General features: G+C 43.1%; 14 protein-coding genes and 1 pseudogene. 7 read left to right on the forward strand and 8 right to left on the reverse strand.

From position 1 onward, the window contains the following. Positions 1-363: 363 nt before the first annotated feature. The 3 genes from FIU95_RS07100 to FIU95_RS07110 all read right to left on the reverse strand — a co-directional run bounded on the left by FIU95_RS07100 (position 364) and on the right by FIU95_RS07110 (position 3,919). Positions 364-1,941 (reverse strand): NAD(P)/FAD-dependent oxidoreductase, encoded by a 1,578-nt coding sequence (locus tag FIU95_RS07100; protein WP_152452807.1) that lies wholly within the window; start codon positions 1,939-1,941, stop codon positions 364-366. 153 nt (positions 1,942-2,094) lie between these two features. Further along, complete coding sequence (locus tag FIU95_RS07105) at positions 2,095-2,847, reverse strand: LytTR family DNA-binding domain-containing protein (protein ID WP_152452809.1); 753 nt, start codon at positions 2,845-2,847, stop codon at positions 2,095-2,097. Next, positions 2,819-3,919: a sensor histidine kinase gene (locus tag FIU95_RS07110; RefSeq protein WP_152452811.1), complete on the reverse strand. Its 1,101-nt coding sequence runs from the start codon at positions 3,917-3,919 to the stop codon at positions 2,819-2,821. Before FIU95_RS07110 ends, FIU95_RS07105 begins: the two co-directional genes overlap by 29 nt. Positions 3,920-4,306: 387 nt before the next feature. Here FIU95_RS07110 and FIU95_RS07115 point away from each other — a divergent pair, with 387 nt between their 5' ends. From FIU95_RS07115 to FIU95_RS07125, 3 genes are all read left to right on the forward strand, one after another. Beyond that, positions 4,307-6,124, forward strand: coding sequence for a haloalkane dehalogenase (locus FIU95_RS07115; protein ID WP_152452813.1), 1,818 nt, complete (start codon positions 4,307-4,309; stop codon positions 6,122-6,124). 880 nt (positions 6,125-7,004) lie between these two features. Next, positions 7,005-8,498: an APC family permease gene (locus FIU95_RS07120; protein ID WP_152452815.1), complete on the forward strand. Its 1,494-nt coding sequence runs from the start codon at positions 7,005-7,007 to the stop codon at positions 8,496-8,498. Positions 8,499-9,864: 1,366 nt separating this feature from the next. Then, entirely contained in the window at positions 9,865-11,337 is a 1,473-nt protein-coding gene (locus FIU95_RS07125; protein ID WP_152452817.1) for a lytic polysaccharide monooxygenase, read from the forward strand. A gap of 642 nt (positions 11,338-11,979) precedes the next feature. Here FIU95_RS07125 and FIU95_RS07130 read toward each other — a convergent pair. Continuing rightward, positions 11,980-12,534, reverse strand: a complete 555-nt coding sequence (locus tag FIU95_RS07130) for a hypothetical protein (RefSeq protein WP_152452819.1) — start codon at positions 12,532-12,534, stop codon at positions 11,980-11,982. A gap of 655 nt (positions 12,535-13,189) precedes the next feature. Here FIU95_RS07130 and FIU95_RS07135 point away from each other — a divergent pair. Beyond that, the gene (locus FIU95_RS07135) at positions 13,190-13,672 is read left to right on the forward strand and encodes a hypothetical protein (RefSeq protein WP_152452821.1); all 483 of its coding nucleotides are present in this window, start codon (positions 13,190-13,192) and stop codon (positions 13,670-13,672) included. Positions 13,673-13,934: 262 nt separating this feature from the next. Further along, on the forward strand, positions 13,935-14,255 hold the full coding sequence (locus FIU95_RS07140) for a cupin domain-containing protein (RefSeq protein WP_152452823.1): 321 nt from the start codon (positions 13,935-13,937) through the stop codon (positions 14,253-14,255). Positions 14,256-14,314: 59 nt separating this feature from the next. Here the strand turns inward: FIU95_RS07140 and FIU95_RS07145 are convergent, their stop codons facing one another. Continuing rightward, a complete protein-coding gene (locus tag FIU95_RS07145) occupies positions 14,315-15,265 on the reverse strand; it encodes an alpha/beta hydrolase (RefSeq protein WP_152452825.1) in 951 nt (316 codons plus the stop codon). 536 nt (positions 15,266-15,801) lie between these two features. Between FIU95_RS07145 and FIU95_RS07150 the strand changes: the two genes are divergently transcribed. Further along, complete coding sequence (locus tag FIU95_RS07150) at positions 15,802-17,973, forward strand: jacalin-like lectin (RefSeq protein ID WP_152452827.1); 2,172 nt, start codon at positions 15,802-15,804, stop codon at positions 17,971-17,973. 62 nt (positions 17,974-18,035) lie between these two features. Here FIU95_RS07150 and FIU95_RS21290 read toward each other — a convergent pair whose 3' ends face one another. The 3 genes from FIU95_RS21290 to FIU95_RS21300 are packed head-to-tail and all read right to left on the reverse strand — an operon-like array spanning position 18,036 to position 18,925. Further along, positions 18,036-18,536, reverse strand: a complete 501-nt coding sequence (locus FIU95_RS21290) for an EamA family transporter (RefSeq protein ID WP_216646313.1) — start codon at positions 18,534-18,536, stop codon at positions 18,036-18,038. Between the two features lie 6 nt (positions 18,537-18,542). Further along, positions 18,543-18,665: a hypothetical protein gene (locus tag FIU95_RS21700; protein WP_216646314.1), complete on the reverse strand. Its 123-nt coding sequence runs from the start codon at positions 18,663-18,665 to the stop codon at positions 18,543-18,545. Between the two features lie 35 nt (positions 18,666-18,700). After that, positions 18,701-18,925 (reverse strand): hypothetical protein, encoded by a 225-nt coding sequence (locus FIU95_RS21300; protein WP_216646315.1) that lies wholly within the window; start codon positions 18,923-18,925, stop codon positions 18,701-18,703. Between the two features lie 154 nt (positions 18,926-19,079). On the opposite strand from FIU95_RS21300, the pseudogene FIU95_RS21425 reads away from it, so the two are divergent. Further along, a pseudogene (locus FIU95_RS21425) lies at positions 19,080-20,477 on the forward strand (PLP-dependent aminotransferase family protein). The last annotated feature ends 14 nt before the right edge of the window (positions 20,478-20,491 follow it).

The following is a 20,491-nucleotide window of genomic DNA, read 5'->3' on the forward strand; positions in this document are numbered from 1 at the left end:
CCTTTCCAATTTACCAGTTCGAGATAGTGCTCCAGTTAAAATTTAGGCTCTTGGGTTTATGACCAAGCATCGGCTGAAGGCTTGGAGGCTGACTGTGAGTAGTTGCTACGGGAATTCGCTGTTGAATCGAGGTAAAAGGGACTCTTACGGTGTTTTGGCACTATTGGTCTAGAGAAGATTAAGATCTACATAGACCATACAGGCTGTCTATGCTCTTCCAATTTGCTCACTGTACTTGTCAGCAAGTGCAGAGCCTCATTCAAATAACTTATAACCAGCTGATATCTTGAGTGGTTAATCTTGGCCTGAACACTATTATGAATAGTGCTCGTACTGGGTTCATAAGATCAATACGAGCTACTCTTACTTATCTCTCAAAATCTCCATCGCCGCATTATGCCCAGGCAGCCCAGTAACCCCACCTCCCGGGTGACTGCCGGAGCCGCAGAGATACAGACCTTGGATTGGTGTGCGGTAATCCGCAAAGCCCATAAAGGGGCGGTTGCTCCACAGTTGGTCCAGGCCTAAGGCACCATGGAAGATATCACCTCCCATCAAGCCAAACTTGCGCTCTAAATCCAGCGGTGAGTGGATTTGTTGAGCAATGATGGAATCACGGAAATTGGGTGCATAGTTGGTGACGGTATCGATAATGGTCTGAGTTGCCTGCTCGCGATAGCCGTCCCAGCTCTTACCCTCCGGCAGTTCTGGAGCAAATTGCTGGCAGAATAGGCTGGCAACATGTTTGCCCTCGGGGGCCAGAGAAGGATCGATGGTGGAGGGGATCAATATCTCGACAATGGGTTGCTTTGACCAGCCATATTGGGTCGCATCTATATAGGCTTGTTCCAGGTAGTCCATGGTGGGGCCAATGACGATTCCAGACTTGTGGTGCGGTTGTGCGTTATTACCAGGCTTGCAGGTAAAGTCTGGCAGCTCAGATAGTGCGACATTCATACGGAAGGTGCCCGAGCCCACTCTAAAACCACGTACACGGCGGCGGAACTCCGGTTCCAGATGTTGTTCGTCTATCATCTGGGAATAGAGCAGTTTAGGGCCGACATTGGCGACTACTTTACCGGCAGTAACGGTTTCCCCACTGCTTAGCTGTACTCCGGTAGCGCGACCACCATCGATCAATACCTCTTTAACTTCAGCATCCGTTCGAATGGTGACTCCGAGGTGCTCCGCTTCTTTGCGCATCGCCTGGGTGATCGCACCCATACCACCTATTGCATGTCCCCAAGCGCCTTTCTCGCCGTTTACCTCGCCAAACACATGATGTAGTAGCACATAGGCGGAACCGGGAGTGCTGGGAGCGGCATAGTTGCCGACGATAGAGTCGAAGGCAAACGCAGCTTTTACATGGTCATTTTCGAACCAGGCATCCAGCACGCTGGTGGCACTCTTGGTGAACAGGTCCAATGCATCACGACGGGATGCCATACTCAGTTTTTTCGCCCTCAGGCCAAAGCCGCCGGCGCGAATCAAATCCACAAGGCCGCCACCTACATTGGGGGGAGCACGCAGCAGTTCCTCGCGCAAAATGTCTGCCACCGTTTCCAGCATGGCATAAAAGTCAGGTAGGGTGGCTGCGTCTCTTCCAGAGAAACGCGCAATTTCTGCCTGTGTATCCGCGAGATTCTTATGGAAGGAAAGGCTTTCCTCCTCTGAAAGTGGGAAAAAGTTTGATTGAGGCCGTAACTTGATCTCCAGGCCATGCTCACGTAAATGGAGGTCTTCTATGATTTTGGGATTAAGCAGGCTAACGGTGTAGCTAGCCACAGAGTTTCGGAAACCTGGGTGGAACTCTTCAGTAACCGCTGCACCGCCAACAATCGATCGGCGCTCAAGAATCGTTACATTTTTTCCAGCTTTAGCCAAATAGCAGGCACAAACCAAGCCATTATGGCCGCCACCAACAATCAAAAAATCCTTCATTATTATTCTCTGAGTAGGAAGATTCGGTATATAAAATATGCCAAAAAAAGTCGGGTGGCTCAATCATTGAATTCTTGGGGTAGGGGTAGGTATTGATATGACGTCAATTAGAAAGAACATTCTACTTAACCCTGGGAGCCTAAGATCAAAATATTAGCAACTGATTTTGATAGATCGCTTTAGTCTGTTGAGGAAGTTACGGGACACTGGAATTTTTGTATCTGTACCAGCCATTCTTACAAAATGACGTCGTGATTGTGACTTTAATTCCAGCATTCTTTCGCTATTAATAATATAGCTACGATGCAGTCGATAAAATACTTTTCTCGGTAACTGTTCACAAAAAGTATCCAATGTCATATCGGATATTATGGTGTCTGTGTTGTGTAAACGGGACCCTGATTCGGTAAGATGAACACGGCGATAACGGCCTATACTTTCAATGTAATTAATGTGATCGTGCGAAAGTAGTCTTTGTTGGTTGCCATCGCTCAACAGTAAACGATGAATGCTTGTAGTATTCCCACTTTGCTCTAAAGCATACATCTCCTGTTGCAAAATTTTACGAATGCTCCTGGCAATTAGTTCTGGCCTGGCAGGTTTTACCAAGTAATCAATAGCATTAGTGTCAAAAGCGCGCAACGCATAATTTTCATAGGCGGTTAAAAAAACTAATTGATAATTCATCTGAGAGGTTGCTTTTGCTACAACAAATCCTGTTACTTCAGGCATTTCAATATCGAGAAAAACAATATCGGGTCGCTTGACCATAATCTGTTCTATTGCAGACTTACCATCCGACACCTCTACTATGACTTCCAATTCGTTAAAAGTATCAATCACCTCCTTTAAGCTGTATCTTGCAGCAGATTCGTCATCAACTATGGCAACGGTTTTCGGTTTCATCTGCGCTTCCTTGCAGGTGCTGTGAGTTGGTGTATGAGGTAACTTCTGGAATGCGAATTACCATACTGGTGCCTCCGATACTTGAACTCAAATTCATTGAGTAATTACCAGCAAAATGTAATTTCAGGGATTCTGACAATATGCGTAGACCTTGACCCTCTTGTATGTTGTTGTCATCAAAGGCAGGGCCGGTATCATGTACTTCTATTTTTAAGTAGCCAGCTTGTAATTCTACTTTGATACTCACATGGCCGCCCCTTACAAAGGGTGCAATGCCATGTTTAATGGAATTCTCTACAACTGGTAGTAGCAATAAGGAAGGGACAAGCTTTCCCTTCAATACGGCTGGGCAATCTATATCAAAGGCAAGTCGACCATCGAATCGTTTATGCTGTAATAAAAGGTAGAGTTCCACCAACTGTAATTCTTCTTCTAAGGTTGCCCAGTTATTGTTGGAAAGCCTGACGGTGTCGCGCAATAAATCAGAAAGGTTATAAATAAGTTCTTTTGCAACTGGCGGATCTCGGCTTATCTCAGTCGCTATCAAATTTAAAGTGTTGAATAAAAAGTGAGGATTGGATTGCATCTTAAGCATCTGCAATTCTGTCTTCTGGGCATTTATGCAGGTTTGGTAGTGTAATTCCTGCTGCTGGAATATGTACATTACAGCCATGTAAATGAGCGATTCAAGTAGCAGTACCACCACTGGTAAAAATTTGACATTTGATACATTATTTTCGAGTGGGATTTCGACAATTGGCACAACCCAGATAAAAATCAAAAAAATAACGATGGGCCTATATAGCCAAATATACTGCTCAATCAAAGATGTTAGTAATCTCTTGAATAGGGCTTCAAAAATATTGAACAGTAAGTATCCAACAAAGAATACACTCCATATCTTGATTGTTACCTGCAGTAAAAGATAAATATTGAAATGGTTGAGCAAGTAAAGTGCGCTAGAGATAAGGCCAATATTAAAAAATGGCCAAATAATCAAGAATATCCATGCTTGATTAGGTTTTCTCTTGCGAATTTCCAGAGAATTTTGGTTGATTGTGGTTTCTATCAATATCTTTCAATTCCAATAAACTTTCAGGTCGTAAAAATCATAAGTAACTATGGACGTTCATCCTTGTTTCGTCTACCGCAGGTTTTGAAATATAAGCCATAAGTAAAAAAGTTTTTGGTCTTTTTGAAAGTTTCTCAGCGAATATTTTTGATTTGTGTGGAGGTAAGGCAATTTAAATCCACTGGTTATTCTTAAGTTCGAGTTAAGTGTAAGAAATCTAGATGACTATTTGAATTCTTTGTGTTGAATAATATGGCTTAAAGCACCATTGATACGAATATTTACACCATCTGAACAATCCTACCTTCTTTGCGGTGTTGTAGTAGTGATATCTGTATTCCTCACTTCTGGCATTTACTGTTCACTGACTGCAAAAGGAATACATCCATGGCAAATCACTCTTTATCACCAGATATTAAAGAGATTAACTCTAAGCGCAGATGGCCAAATATCATTGGCGCCTTTATGCTTGGAGTTTTAATCACTGCTTGTAACTCAGATAACTCTGAAGAAACAACAGAAGAAATACCAGACTCCTCTGGGCCGAATAGCGAGGCCTGTAAATCAGCAGAAAACACAACGCAAGTTACCGATGCTGGTGTGGAGTATATGGTCACTCCAGAGGCCTGTTTTGATTCATTGCCCGGTTATGAGTTTGCTGCTAATTACGCAGAAATTGATGGCCTAAGTATGCATTATGTGGATGTAGGGCCAGTTGATGGGGATGTTGTATTACTCTTGCATGGCCAGCCAAGTTGGTCCTATCTTTATCGGAAAATGATTCCTATCCTCGCAGAAGCTGGTTACCGGGTAATAGCACCCGATAACATCGGCATGGGTAAGTCAGATAAGCCAGTTGATGTCACGATTCACCAATTCGAACAGCATGTTGCTTGGACGAAAGCCTTTATTGATAAATTACAATTAACTAATATCAATCTTTTCGTACATGATTGGGGTAGTCTTTTTGGTCTTCGAATTGCCGGTGAAATGTCGCACCATATTGCGAGATTAGTTGTCGCCAATGGTACACTGCCAATAATCCCTCCTGGTAAAAATCCACATATTTACCCTAGTTTTGAGTTAGACGAGTCATTAGGTGATGCAGCAACATTTTTTGCCTCCCGGTCAAGCGATCAAGTTGAGGGATTCCAGCAGTGGATTGACTATGCATCTAGTGTGCCTGAGCTATTGGCCGGAGATGTGGTGCAAGTCTTGACAGTCTACCAGTTAACTGATGAAGAAATTTCCGCTTACAACGCACCTTATCCCAGTATTGATTATAAAGCGGCAATACGTGCTTTTCCTGCTATGTTTGTTGATATCGAGATGCAAAATATAATTGCCTGGCAAACACTCGGAGCATTTCATAATCCTTTTATGTTTAATGCCGGTGAGTTCGACCGAGGCTTAGGCAGCGAGGAAAACCAACAAAAGTGGATCGAGCATGTGCCTGGCTCGGATGGTAATGATCACAGGCGTTTTTTGGCTGGGCACTTTATTCAAGAGGATGTGGGTGAAGAGTTAGCTATTCACTTATTAAACTTTCTGCGAACCACCACTCCAGAAGAACCATTGCGCGCTGGTGGTCCATCCTTTAATTTCCGTTATTGTGAAATTTTGCTTTCATATCAAGATGGCTCAAGTATAACAGCTGAAATCTGGGGTACACCGGGAGTTAACTATTGCCCACAGGCCCAGTGGGAGGCTCTAGATCTTAGTGATATAGCTGCGGAATATGATGCACTATCAGCCATACCCAATGGGCCTCGTTTTTTTGTTGTGGATGAAAATCTAGGTGGCGACATCATTTTACCCAGTCCAGACGATGAATACCGATTATTTGGCGAGTTAGAAATGCGTTTATTAACTAGCGTTGATCTGACTGATAGTCAAGGGGAGGACGTTGCCTATGTTCCTGGTAAAGTACTAAGGGATAACACCTGGTTATTTTATGAAGGTAGACGTGTCTATGAGTTAACAGATATCAATGGGCAGGTATATATCATGCAGTCTTTTAGTCGACTTGAAGATGACAACTTACAGATGGACGATTTAAAAAATCTAGGTGCTCGTCTTAACCTGCCTGAAGGGTGGACATTCAGGAGCCGAATTCTAAATGATCCTTTACAGGTTTCAGCTATGGATGGCATAGCCATGGTACTTAAGGATGACCTGGGTAATAGCTACCAACTCGTACCTTAATCTTAGCTAGATATTTAATGTGATTTTTCAATTAATATGTTGAATTGATTGAGGCCCGCTTGTTGTCAAGTGGGCTTCAGTTTTTTGATCTGAAGATCCTAGATCAAATCTATTTTTTGAAGATCCTGTTATTAACATTCAATATGTTCGACTGACCCGGAACCGTTATTTCTGGAGTCCAAGTTAAACAAAGGAATCTCTGATTTTCTTGAGCACTTATTTTTAAGTGTACCCTTGTTTTCATTGGATAGAAGTATGTTCAATTTGCACTTACTCCCTATGATTGAAAAGTTTATTCTTTCCCCGGTAAATAAACGGCTGATTAATCCTTTAGCCAAGAAAGCGAGCTGTATTTGCAGGGCGCCGAATTGCTCAATAAGGAGTTTACACAAAATCTAAGTAAAAAACATGATTTAATATTCTGTAGCCATTGATGTGCAAGTGCAAACTTTATCAGGCACCTCAGTGACGGCATAGGATGTATAAGTCTGTCAATCTTTCTTGTTCATAAGTAAAGTTCATCTATCTGCGGATAAATACCATGTGTATTGGGGTGCTGCAAATAGAAAATTCTTAAAGTTTAGGTGTGCAATGATGAAAATAGTGTCAAAATATCATCATTGCCGGTTAAGCGCCTTTCTTGATCCAGGGAGCTTAAAAAGCATATTAAGCGCTTTTTTCATTGTGAAGTGACGCCAGCGACCATCGGAGGATCTAAAGTAGAGGATTAAGTCTTGTATATAAGGCAAGTTGCATAGGTTGGGGTAAGCTTTGGACAAAGCTTCTTACCGAAGAGGTACGACTATCAAGATCTCGAGAATCTTCGTTTAATAAAGATAACAATCTGTTATTGTTTTTATTGTATAAACACATATTCAATATGCAACAATCCAAGCGCGGCAAGAAGAAAGTTACACTGCTTAGTGCAACATTGCTCAGCGCAACTTGTATGATCGGGTCAGGCTGGCTTTTCAGTGCTCAATTGACAGCAAGATATGCCGGCAACTGGGCATTCGCAGCTTGGATCCTAACAGCAGCTCTGGTTTTGATGGTAGGCCTTTGTCTTGCTCGTGTCGTGGCAATTCATCCAGTAAGGGGAGCATTAGCTCAAGCCAGTGCTTTATCGTATAACAATATCTTTGGTATGCCTTTTGCCTTTGCTAATTGGTTTGGCATTCTGATGGTGGTTGCTACAGAAGCTCAAGCTACAACACAGTACCTTTCATCAGCAATTGGATCCTCTTTACTGATAGAAAACTATAGGCTCACGACCTGGGGAAAAGTACTGGCCCTCAGTATTTTGGGTCTTTATCTGATGGTTAATTTTTATGGAATTCGCTGGTTAACTAAAATCAATAACGTGGTCACAGTACTGAAGATATTTACCCCGCTATTTGCACTTACGGTATTGCTCATTGTAGTTTTCACGCGGAATCAAACTGGTTCCAATTTTTCTCTCTCCTCTAATCAGGAATTTGAGTTCCATAGTGCATTCTCTGCCATTATTGGTGCTGGACTTATTTATTCATACAATGGTTTTCAAGTGAGTGTTGCGTTTGCTAGTGAAATCAAAAAACCCAGACGCAATATTCCATTGGCTATTATTCTTTCGATAGTTATTATCACATTAGTCTACCTGTCGCTACAATTTGCCTTTATGGAAGCAGTGCCACATGAGCTATTGATTGAGAATGGCGGTTGGCAGGGGTTAAATTTTGCATCGCCACTCTTAGATTTAGCGACTCTTCTTGGTCTGCATTTTCTGGCGCTTGTATTGTTGGTAGACAGTGTTACCAGCCCTTCTGCATCTGGATATACGTATCTTGGTGCTTCATCAAGAATTTTATTTGGGATGGCACAAGTAGGACAAATGCCTCGGTGGTTAGCCGTATTGGATCCGGTACACAATATTTCCAGGCGATCGATTCTAGTTAACTGGGTTTTAGCAGCGATTGTTCTAGCTAATGCGGATAGCTGGGCAGCACTTATGGTAATTGTGACCGGATATCATGTCGTCAGTTATATGGCTGCGCCTATTAGCATGGGGGCCCTTGAGCCTAATACTCGCTGGTTTGGACTTATTGTATTTGTGCTATTGAGCTTACTGATGCTGACATTGGAGTCTTCGTCGCTACTTTTGCTATGTGTTTCCTTGAGCATTCTAGTATCTATATATGCAACATTACATATTTCCGGAGCAGGAATTCATAAGTTAATTGTCTTCACCTTGCCATTCTTGACATACTTGTGGATTCTATATTTTGTCTCGAGTATTTGGTTGGTTGTGATCGTATCTGCAGTTTTTTATTTAGTAATATCATCTCGTCCCTATGTGGAGTTTTGCAAGAGTCACAATATGGAGAGGGGAGGGTAGAGTAGAGGGTTTAAACTAAAGCCGTAGAGAGGCGTTTTATAGGCTTAGTGTTTTTTACTGAAGAGTCAAGTTAGACCTGGAGACGAAAAGCTAATATCTACCAGGTCAAAATCTATTGGTCAAACCATAGAGTTAATCATCTTATTGGCTTTTGAATTACCAGAGCCATGATTGAGATCATCCCAGGTAACTCGGCCAGAGGCAAGATCTAACTTAACACCTTGGTGGCCAACTTAGTTGCCGCCTCGGCGTAAATTCATCTCGGAGAATACTCCCTGGCTATTGAAGTTGAATTTCTCCAAATTACTAATGTTGAAATTAACAGCAAACATTCGATTAAGTTCTAGCGCGCCACTATAGAGTACCAGCCCCAAACAGGAACCATACCCATCAGAGCGTAACGTTCCTGCATTCGTTCCAGTTGCCCAAGTACATTCAGGTCTGAAACGACAAGCAGCATAACCGCCTCTCAATCGAACTGCTATGACCGAACCCCCTTATTGGAAATTTGTAAGTTATGTGACCGATTGGTCTAAAGCGGTATAACGATAAATTGTATGGTGACCCTTCCAATATCATCAAATTACATTGTTGACGACAGATATTGGTCGGTTAGTTATCGACGCAGTAGTTTATTTAATTATGAAGGTGAGGATTGATGTCAAACAGGTTCGGCAAAATTGATATTGGTTTTGCCTAGGGGGGGATTTAACTTTTTGAGTGGTTTTTATAGTTACTCATGGCAATATGAAAATTTAGTAAGCCATAGCTACATGGTTATTTATGGGGCCTAACATGACGTTTGGTAGTAAGCGGGATCTACAGTTAGCCTTTGTTGCGGATTAGGCTTGACTAGATAGTGGGAGGCATGCTTGGTTAGTTTAAGCTAAAAAAGCGAAGGCTTTCTTTGATGTGCTTGTGGGGCAAATTCAATGTGCCTACATACAAGAATATAAAAGGGTACATTTAAATTGTGTAAGAAATGTGGATTTCATGTGATTTATTTCAGGTTGAGCTACATCGATTATCTTCAGGTTTTTAAATGCTATTTTTAATCACCTCTTGATTTCTAATCTTAAGCTATAGCTTGATGTCAAAGCCTTTATGTGTAGTTTAAATTTACAGGTATAGTTGTTTTTGGGTTAACCTATTCCTCATTTCTTTGCTTCATATAGAATAAATTACTGACCTCCCATTTTTTTAATTTTCGTCTTTTTTTGGACTGGCGATAGGAACCGTATTAATTGAAGGCGGTCCATAGCTTTGTCGCAAACGCTGCTCTTGAGGCATACACATGCTTCAACTGGCTAAGGAACTAGCTCAACAGGGGAAGGATATTGGACAAAATTGAATAACAGGCAGAAATATGATTTACCAGAAAACCAAATTAGCATCTGTATTAAAACAACCTATTTTTAATCATGCATTAATGGCTGTAGTACTGGCCGGACTCAGCTCCAATGCACTTAGCCATGGTTATGTAGAAGCAGCTGATGGTGGTGTTGCCTCTGCACGTGGAACTCTGTGCAAGTACCCTCTTGATACTGGAGAAATGAATACTGGCTGTGGCGCTGTCCAGTGGGAGCCCCAAAGTGTTGAGGGTGCCGAGGGTTTCCCTGATAGTGGCCCAGCCGATGGCCAAATCGCCAGTGCTGGGAATAGCTCCTGGTCTGAATTGAATGAACAATCTTCTGATCGTTGGGTTAAAAACTATATTAGTTCTGGTTGGCAAACCTTTAAATGGCACTTTACTGCAAACCATGTAAGCCGCGATTGGAAATATTATATTACCAAGGAAAACTGGAACCCGAATTTTGCCTTGACTCGAGACCAGTTTGATCTTGATCCCTTCTGCGAAGTGGATGGGAACTATGAGCAGCCTCCAACAGATATGACTCACGAGTGTCAGGTGCCAAATCGTGAGGGCTACCATGTGATTCTTGCTGTTTGGGATGTTGGGGACACGGTGAATGCCTTCTATAACGTTATCGACGTTGAGTTTGACGGTGATAATGTAACCAATACTGAATGGAGTGTTGGAGGCACAATTAACCCAACTCAGGACTTAAATGTTGGGGATAAGGTGTATACCCGTGTTTTTGATAGTTCTGGCGAAAACGATTCTTACTCTACTGTTCTGGAGATAACTTCTGGTGAACAGGGGATTGCCGAAAACTGGTCTCACGATCTAGCTGAGTTAATCAATCAGGAGCAATCCAGCATTCGAGCTGGTGATTATGATGGCAGTAGTAGTTTTGAGCCGTTGTACGGTATCAATAGCATCTACCTGTTGGGCAGTAGCGGCCTGAGAAATGTTGAGATTGGATACGAACTTAGCGCTGACCAGGATGATGCCACTACAGGTGACGATGACTCTGGAGAAACCGGTGATAGTGAGAATACTGGGAGTTCAGGAAGCAGCAGCTGTGCAACCTTCGAGCAGCCGTATGCTGGTGATCCAGGCTACTCGATTGGCGATGTAGTTATTTACGAAGGGGTTGCCTACGAATCTAAGCACGAGCCCAATTGGTGGTCTCCGAGCTCAGCGCCAACATTGTGGAGCGAAACCACATGCCAGACAGAGGGTGATGACTCTGACAGTGATACTGGCACGGGATCAGACGATAGCAATGACAATAGTGTCGATGACAATGCTGGCGGTGATGAAGGTTCGGGAGCCTCTTGCCCCGAGTTTCAGCAGCCTTACGCGGGTGATGGGGGCTATGCAGTCGGTGATCGAGTAACTTTCGAGGGTCAGGTATATATTTCTACTTTTGGGCCCAACTGGTGGTCCCCCTCGGCTGCACCCCAGTACTGGGAGCAGAGTTCCTGCCAGTAACCTAGGTACTCCTAGCCGTCTCCTTTTGGGGAGGCGGTTCTAGAGAGAAGCCCGTTTTAATACCGAGGGCAGGCAAAAAACCTGGTATCTCGTTAATCGCTAAAGTATGCTGATTTTTGAGTTAATTAGCATAAATTCCTGAAGAGATTTATCATTTACCATCTCTCTCTAACGCTACCGATATACCCCAGTATCTAATGTTGTAGAATCAATGGTTGTTTGGCCGCCCGATTGACAGCTTTATGAATTCATACAGTCCACCGGCTGAACATTATTTTTTACTTTAGCTTTCCTTTTTTATTCCATATTTATTTATCTTATTCAAGATGAAGTTTTTCGAGGTGTTTGGCTTTCTTTTGACATCTTACAAATTTGAAGTTTTTGATTAATACTCCTTTCACTTATCACTATCTCTAGCGGATCGAAACATTAAGCTTATAATTAAGTTTCAAAAGGAATACTTGTCTTTTCACTCGAACTAAAACCTGATGCTGGTTAGTTGGGTGGAGGACGGTTTAGACCCGGTTAGTTTGCATGTTTGATTGTATTTTTAAAATTACTTCTACTTCTACTTTTCCTTATTATTTGGACTGAGATGTTTCATTTAATCGCTAATTGCCCGAATATATTTCTCCCGCTGGTTTATTCTCCCAGTTTGGTAGTGTTGATTGTTGTGCCGGCGGGCATTTCAGAAAGCCAATTAATCAATCTATAGAGTCGGGATTTACTCAAGCTACTGGATTCTCGCCATCTGTTCTCTTCCATCTTTGCCAAAGTGACATAAAGTAGTATTTTGTCTTCAACCCCAAGCGTTGACCCGTATCCATGCATAACACCACTGCGGTTGTCACTATCGAATTCGATTGTATAGTTTGCATTGGCGACTCTAATGGATGTAGTTATTTGATTAGAATCACTATCAGATCTTTCTGAGTTGATGATTACAGAGTTTCCATCAACAGATAAATAGATATCTATAGACTCATTGGTTTCTTCAACTTGAAAATTGGACCTGCCCGCTAGTTGAACCACATCGGATGTGGAAATATCTTGCTTGTCGATAGCTCGCTTAGCTACAGACTTTAAAGAGTTTAAATCAGAGTCGTCTAATACATTATTAAATGTCTCATTTGCCAGGGGTAGATTGGAAAATAATGTGAAAAACAATGACGCAAGAATTGATGTTTTTGTATTCATCTTATCTCTCAGATTGATTTGGTTGGCTGACGTTAAAAGATTTCTCATGGGGGAAGTATCGTTGTTACCAACAAAGCTTATTCGAAAGGGTGGATATTTGGGGTGTGAATAAAGCGTCATTTCGAGGGAGTTGTTATGAATAATCTGATAAGGATAGTTGGGGTGCCAAATTGTTTCGAGAAATTTTAAACCGTAACTGAATAGTACGCCTCTTATTTGGTAAGGTATGATCGAATTCACATATAATCAGAAAGGATATGTATGCCTTGGCCTGGTCCTAAATGTCGCAATCTCTTTTGTTTCATATTCAGTGCATTAAGAGGAGGTGATCGAGTGCAAATCTAAGACGTACGGAATTGAGAGGTTGATGAGCTTATAAGTAGGTGGTGATTTGTCGCGCTGATCAGAATGATTTACCTTTTCTAATCTGGATGCTGGGTTACCCAGGGTAAGCGAGGAGAGGCAATCGAGGATATGGAATATACCATTTATAGTAAATCGTTCTACTGGATGGTTAGCTTTTGGAGGTACTATCTAATGAAATCAGGATTTCATGCTAAATAAGACTATGGTAATATGAAGCATAACTACAGATTCTCTTCTTAAAGCTTTGCAAGCTCGGTCTCGACTAAATATTTTTTTACTTTTAGCAGTTATGTTTAGATATGGTTTGATACTCATTTCACTTTTTATCTTGGTAGCATGTGATAAACCTTCTCAGCCGCCAAGAGAAAGCTCAAAAACTTCCAATATTGCTGCGGATAAGGCAAGAGGTGATTCTGTAAAACTGGATGATGTCTTGGTGGACCTTGAAGGGCCAGGTGAATCTTTGGAAGAAGAATCTTCGCCTGAAATTGAGGTTGGCAGGGATATGGCTGATAAGCATGAAGAACAAAATGTGCCCGTCAAAGAAGTACGTCATAAACCACTAGATATTAGTGCTGCCTTTGAGGAGGGCGTTACATCTGGAAAAGGATATGATTTTTCCAGGAAAAATACACTCCCGGATCTATTTGAGCAAAAGAAAAAGGAGGAGGGAGTCTCTTTTAGTGGCAAGTTAATCAATGATCCTGCTAACCCAGACTACTTCGATTCTTTAGAGGGTGCAGAATTCTCAATTGAGGTTAAAACCCGCTAGTGAAGTTTTAATGTGATATCTACTGGGCGATGGATTTGGTGGCCGTTAACTTCATTTGGTACATCCTTCTAGAAAGATATTATTTACTATAAATGCCTTGCTTTTCTTGAAAATAGTTAAGATTATATTTGTCGCTCTCAGAGGTTTTCTCTTGAGAGCTGCTGTGATGTTTTAAGTGTGTGTATTTCACTCCTTGTCAGTTTTGAATTGATGTTTCATTTTTGGAGTGAGATTAGGATTTTATAACAAGGAAGTCTGTATTATGTCCGGAAGTTACCCCAATAGAATTAAACAGCTGCCTCTATATGATGGTCGCTTTGATGCTTATAAACTTGAAGCGAAAGGAAGTGATGTACTTTTTGCTTCTTATCCCGCAGGCACGACTATTCCAGTCCATGTCCATGAAACGGATAATTATGGGGTGATTACAAAAGGGGAACTGATACTGAGCATGAATGGTGTTGTGCAACGATTTGGCGTTGGTGATTGGTACCATGTGCCCGCCTATACCGAACATGCCGCCTCTTTTGAACAGGATACTGATGAAGTCGAGTTTTGGTTTAATTCAGGTGAGAAAGGATAAATTACTTCAGCATATTTTTGTTATCGTGCAGAGCTACATTTGTTAGCTTGGTGAAGTGATTAAAAAGATTGGATAACCCGGATGCGGTCATTCATGGCTCTCACGGAGATCGGGATTTCTGGTGCGAAGACTTCCCACGCATGAATAACGCCAGGGCGCAGGTGAAACTCCGTGCTCACCCCGTCATTGGTGAGTAGCCGTGCATATTGGATATCTTCATTACGAAAGATATCCAGCTCGCCCACCTCAATATATGCTGGAGGCAATCCCTCAGCGTTTTTCAAGTGTGCCGGGGCAGCTACAGGGCTAACGTTGTTTGTGCCTGCGGCATCCCCGAGATAGGCACGCCAGGCGGTGAGGTTGTCATCATTGGTCCAGAGTACTAAAGGGGCCAGATTTGGATCCTCGATAATATTCCGATCATCAAGCATTGGGTAGATAAGGATTTGCCTTGCCAAAGAGGGGCCTTTCCGCTCTCTTGTCAGGATGGTTAGTGCGGCAGATAACCCCCCGCCAGCACTATCTCCCATAACAGCTAGTCGACTGGGGTCTACATTTAGCTGCTTGGCATTCTTATGTAACCAACTCAATGCGGAGTAGCAATCTTCAATAGGGGTAGGGAAGGGGTGCTCCGGCGCTTTACGATAATCTACTGAGAGAAATGGAATCCCACTCTTAGAGACATAGTTTGCGACTGTTTGGTCGTATATCCCAACATCGTTAAAGATCAGGCCACCACCATGCAGGTAGAGAACTGCTGAGCCCGGTGTCGAACCCTCCTTACAATACCAGCGTAACAGCATACTGGACCCATCCGCTGCCTTTACCAGAAAATCTTCAATTAAAACATCACTTGGCATAGGCTGCGTGCGAAGTACTTCTCTAAGAACCCTCTCTCCAATCTCACGCCTTGTTGCTACATCACCAACGGCGATTGGTTCTATTGGCTCCAGTAGCGCGCTAAATCTATCAAGTGCCTGGGTAAAATCCCTGTCAACTGAAAAGGTCATTGTGTATCCGTACTTTTGATTTGGTGCAGACTTCAACTTCTTAGGAAGAAAAATCTGGGCGCCTATAGCTTTGTCCATTTTTCTACGAGTGTGTTGTAAATGGTGCCTGAATCCTCCTCGTGACGTGGTCAATTAGCCAGTTTATTCAGGAAAGAGAAGTAAAACTGAAACTTAATGGTCATTCCGGAATGATATCGTTTACTGGTGGTTCTCTTGTGCCAAATACGAAATCTCATGAAAAAGCAACTTTGTAAGTTGGTTTCGAGTATTTTTTTACTCGTTATGCGAGTTTTGAAATATAAGAAGTGAATAGCTTAGGGAAATTGAAGTTATCCATTGGTTTTCTCGCCCGGAAATATGCATGCATTGTGAAATAGTTAAGTAGCGTTAAGCGCGTATTGATGCCGCAGCGTTTTAGGGTAATTTCTTTCCTGGAACGTTAGTACTTATTTTAATTTTTTAATTCATTGAATAAGTTCGAGGAAACGCTCTTAAGTTGGTGCGGCCACTATCAAGTAATCTTTCAGGAATAAATAATGCTAAAAATAAACTCCATTCCTCTGCTGGTACTGGGAATCTCAGTGTCGATGATGGCAGTTGGTGAAATAGATAGCGGTGATGCAAAGGTACAGCGACTGGATTTACAGGGGCAAATCGACACCCGGGCACCTTTATCTAAAACGCTTTGGGCCGGCGCACACAACGCCTATGCCTCTTACCAGTGGGACCAGGGAGTCTATACCGATGTTAACCAATGGTATGCTCCGGAAAAACTATTCCATCGTGGCATCCGCTTGGTGGAGTACGATACCTATCCTTCATCCACTTTTAGCTCTACTCCACATATGTGCCATATGGGGCTTGAAGAGGCCACCATGTGTATTTATATGGCTGGTACCGCAGCAACTCTGGGGGATGGCTTTGATGAAATCACCGATTTTCTTGAAGATAATCAGGATGAGGTGTTGTTCATAAAATTTGAAGCCTACGACTCCGACTATCATCAAAATTTCAGAAACAAAATTGGTGAGAAGATAGAGAGCCGCTTAGGGGACTATGTTTTCAAACCAACGGACTGGGGGTATTCCGAAGGTGATTGCGCCTCATTACCGGTGCAAACGTTGACAAAGCAAGACGTGCTGGATGCAGGACGGAATATTATTCTTTTTACTCAGGTCCCCAGAGAGTACCCACACACCGGAGACGATAATCTTTGCGATTATCACGATGAGTCACATACCAGCAAGTATTTAAGAAATGTCTGGATTGGTGTGGATGAGATGGATGCTTTTGGTAATCTGACTTCCAATGAACCCTTGGCACAAAACTCCAGCCAATTGACAGCGGATTCTGATGGCAATAGCAGTGCGACTACCCACTATAAAAACGGGAATTTCAGTGTCGCACTGGATGCGACCACAGAATACAGCAAAAACGATATTAAAATTTACGGTGATACCGTTCAAGAAAAAGCGCAAGCAGGTTATCAGTTAATTGAGTTGGCTTTAGTTGAAGCCAATGCAACAACTATTGGTGCTTCCAAGGCTCCACAAATAGAAGACTATTTGTGGTCTTGGAGAGATGATTCACCGGGTACCGAACACAACTGTAGTTGGCTGACTAATGATGGCGAGATCCGAGATTACAATTGCTCGTCAGAACGTGTATTTGCCTGTGTGGATGATGATCGCAACTGGCATATCAGTGAGTCCACTGGTGCCTGGCCTGATGGCTACAGTGTTTGTGCTGCTAAAGGTTATCGCTATGGAATGCCCTACAATGCCCTTGAGAAATCTGAACTTTATGCTGAAAGGAATGCTCAGGGGATAACCACTTCGGTTTGGGTGAATTACTACAAAGTATTTGATGGATTCTGGCTTGCGAGCCAGGAAGCTTACTCTGATTTTGGCTATCTGAAAAAAGATGAGATTGGTGGAACTGGTGGGGATTCATTTGATTCTATCGACCTTGTTAAGCGTAAGCTACTCGGAAGTGGCACAATGAATCTTAAGTCAGTGCAGATTCGTTCTGGAAGCCGTATTGATGGTTTAAAAGCCTGTTATGAATTCCGGCAAGCTGTCAGCCATGCAAATGCGAGTGAACATGAACTTTGCATTGAGTATGGCGATGGAGATGGGGGCTCAATGGGCTCTGTTCTGAATTTTGATTCCGCCAGTGGGGAATACCTCGATGATGTCAAAATTTGCTGGGACGATGAAAAATACAGTTCCGGCAGTGTTTATTATTTGAAACTGACCTCCAACACAGGTGAGACAGTTTCTGGTGGCTCTCAACAGGGTTCCTGTGCGATCTACTCCTCTACCTCAACCCAGCAGCTATTTGCTTTCCATGGTCGTCATGGGAATGAAATTAATGCTTTAGGGGTGCATAAACTTTCCAACTCATTAGTTAATGCCGGATATTATGCGACCGACTGGCTCAACAATGATGATCCATCCTCGGGAGACATAGACTATGAAAGTTTTAATGAGCAGAAAGCGGCTGGTAACATTTCCAGTAATTGTGAAGTAGGGGATGTAGTTGGCATCGTCGGACGTTTAGCGGATTCCAAGTTGGACTATAGGCTAACTGGTGAAGATCTACTTGTCGGAGATATTGGTACTAATTATCGTTTCTTCTGCGCTACAGAGGCGTGTAGTGATTACGAGGTGAAATACTTCTTCTCTACATCATCTTGTTTGCCTTAGACCTCGGAATTTCGAGCGGATAGGAGGACCCTATCCGCTCAAAATACAGTGTTATTTAGTGATTAAGAAGCATTTGGTTGCATCGATTTTCCACTTCTTCTCTTATCCCACTTGATTAGTCCAATCAGTAATCCTGAGATAATCAATAAAGCTGAACCTATTTTAATTGGCCCCAGAGGCTCTTGATAAAATAGCCAGCTCGCAAAAAGTCCAAAAACTGGTACCAGTAAGGTGAGGGGTGCAATGGTAGATAGCGGGTAAGTGACGACCAAGCGATTCCAGATCCAATATCCAAGTAATGTGGTAGGCCAAGCCTGGAATAGAATTGAAAAGATAGTTCGCTTATCTATTTCAATTAGGCTGTATAAAATCTCTTTACCTTCCAAAGCCAGCGCAAGAGCAATTAAAGGAAAAGGAGCGAATAGTAGGCTCCAAACGATAAAGGCAAAAACCTGCTTAGTGTTCGCAGCCTTCATTATCAATCCACTAACCCCCCAGCAGGTTGCTGCCATTACCACCAGGTTCACACCGAAAAAGCTGACACTACCATCTTCAATAAGCAAGGCTAGTCACAGGCCTAAGAGCGCCAGGCTGGCCCCTAAGAACTTTGGAGTGCTTATGGTTTCTTTTAGAATCAGCCAACCGATCAATACACTGATTGCTGCATTGAGCTGAAGAAGCAATGAAGCCATCCCTGGAGAAAGCCCTGCTGTAATTGAATAAGTGGCTAGTCCCCAGTACCCGTACCGAATACCAGGCTATAGCTAAGGATATATCGCCAGGCTACGGGAGGTCTGGGTATAAAGAAAATGGCCGGTATTGCCGCAAGAGCAAAGCGCAGGGCGGTGAGAAGCATTGGATTGAGATTGGTGGTGCCCATTTTGATAGCAATAAAGTTCATTTCCCAAATTACCGTCACAAAAATTCCCAATGCCAGGTCTTTATAGCGCATAACTTCAGTCCCATTGATATCGGGATAGTTTCTGTGCATTCTGGGATTAGGTACAGATACAGATTTGAACCAAAAAAAGTATACAGTTTGTTGGTTTGCTTCCCCTTAAGGGCCTCTGCTCAGGGCGAGCTGAGGATGTCGGAGGGGAGTAGTCATGCGGTATAAGAGTCTGGCTGATCGTTTAATAGATGATGTGCGCATGGGAAGAGTGCAGGCGGGGCAAAAGCTTCCCTCATTACGGCAGCTTGCCCAGCAGAATGAGGTCAGCATGACTACCGCACTAAACTGTTATCGTTATCTTGAGGAGATAGGATGGGTACAAGCCCGGCCTCAGTCTGGTTTTTATGTGAGACAGCCTCTAACCGTGGGGACACTTCCCGAGTTGCCTACTTTTGCTAGTCAGGCAACAGTGCCGAGTACAGGTGGGTCCTCCTATTCTGTGCTGCCTGGACCACTCGGAATAACTCAGTTGGCTGCGGAATTGCAGCCTGTTTATGGTTTGGAGCGAAGTTTACGCCGTGCCACTCGAAGTCAGGGGGAGAGGGTATGCCTTTATCCTGATGTGCAAGGAGAATTACCGCTACGTCGTTCGCTTAGTGAGCACTTTGGGAGCTCAGGATTTCACTTTCAAGCCTCAGAGCTTGTGATAACCAATGGTTGTCTCGATGCAGTACGCACAGCGCTGGAGGTAACCACTAGACCCGGAGATACGGTGGCCATTAGTTCCCCTTGCTACAGCGGGCTCCTTCAACTCCTGGCAAGAATGCGGAGGAATGTTGTGGAGATTCCTTCTACCGCTGAGGGATTGAATTTGCATCAGTTGGAGTAACAGATGCAAAAAAGGAGTATCAGTGCAGGGCTTTTTACCTGTAGCCATATGAACCCAACCGGCATCAGTCTTAATGTTGCACAGAAACAGCAGTTAGCCGAGTTGGCGAATAAATACCACATCCCAATTATTGAGGACGATATTTACCATGAGCTTGATCACCGAGGTACCCCTCCACTGCCAGCATGCCATTGGGATAAAGGGGGTTATTTACTATGGTGTGGCTCTATATCAAAAACGCTTAGTGCTGGTTATCGGCTGGGGTGGTGTTTCCCTGGTCGTTATCTAAGTGACTACAGGCATCAGCGTCAATGGGAAAGTTTAGGGGTAAATTCACCTCTTCAATTGGGTTTGGCCGATTTTGTTGCTAGTGGGCAATATGCCAAGCACCTGTCGGCATTGAGGCCCAGATTGGTAGAGCAAGTAGCTCAGTATCGTAATTTTTTGACTGACCGACTCCCTTCCGGGGCTCGTATCAGTGCTCCTGCTGGTGGACTGGTTTTATGGCTACAGATTCCTGGGTTAAATGAACAGGTTTTTGCGTGTCTTGCCCAGGAGCAAGGCTTGGATATAAGGGCAGGGTCATGCTTTAGCACCCTAAATTTTTATAAAGATTACTTAAGGGTTAACTGTGGCTTTCCTATGAAAGATAAGATAGGGGTGTATTCTCAAGCAGGAAAACAGCTGGAGCGGCTGGTTGGGCTGATCAATCAGAATGTTTGAAGCAAAAGTATAGC

Source organism: Microbulbifer sp. THAF38 (assembly GCF_009363535.1).
In the GTDB taxonomy this organism is placed as follows: Bacteria; Pseudomonadota; Gammaproteobacteria; order Pseudomonadales; family Cellvibrionaceae; genus Microbulbifer.

Excerpts from the sequence above, each read along its gene's own strand:
- FIU95_RS07100 (WP_152452807.1), bottom strand. The coding sequence starts at position 1,941 with ATGAAGGATTTTTTGATTGTTGGTGGCGGCCATAATGGCTTGGTTTGT.
- FIU95_RS07105 (WP_152452809.1), bottom strand. The coding sequence starts at position 2,847 with ATGAAACCGAAAACCGTTGCCATAGTTGATGACGAATCTGCTGCAAGA.
- FIU95_RS07115 (WP_152452813.1), top strand. The coding sequence starts at position 4,307 with ATGGCAAATCACTCTTTATCACCAGATATTAAAGAGATTAACTCTAAG.
- FIU95_RS07120 (WP_152452815.1), top strand. The coding sequence starts at position 7,005 with ATGCAACAATCCAAGCGCGGCAAGAAGAAAGTTACACTGCTTAGTGCA.
- FIU95_RS07125 (WP_152452817.1), top strand. The coding sequence starts at position 9,865 with ATGATTTACCAGAAAACCAAATTAGCATCTGTATTAAAACAACCTATT.
- FIU95_RS07130 (WP_152452819.1), bottom strand. The coding sequence starts at position 12,534 with ATGAATACAAAAACATCAATTCTTGCGTCATTGTTTTTCACATTATTT.
- FIU95_RS07135 (WP_152452821.1), top strand. The coding sequence starts at position 13,190 with ATGTTTAGATATGGTTTGATACTCATTTCACTTTTTATCTTGGTAGCA.
- FIU95_RS07140 (WP_152452823.1), top strand. The coding sequence starts at position 13,935 with ATGTCCGGAAGTTACCCCAATAGAATTAAACAGCTGCCTCTATATGAT.
- FIU95_RS07145 (WP_152452825.1), bottom strand. The coding sequence starts at position 15,265 with ATGACCTTTTCAGTTGACAGGGATTTTACCCAGGCACTTGATAGATTT.
- FIU95_RS07150 (WP_152452827.1), top strand. The coding sequence starts at position 15,802 with ATGCTAAAAATAAACTCCATTCCTCTGCTGGTACTGGGAATCTCAGTG.
- FIU95_RS21700 (WP_216646314.1), bottom strand. The coding sequence starts at position 18,665 with ATGGCTTCATTGCTTCTTCAGCTCAATGCAGCAATCAGTGTATTGATC.
- FIU95_RS21300 (WP_216646315.1), bottom strand. The coding sequence starts at position 18,925 with ATGCGCTATAAAGACCTGGCATTGGGAATTTTTGTGACGGTAATTTGG.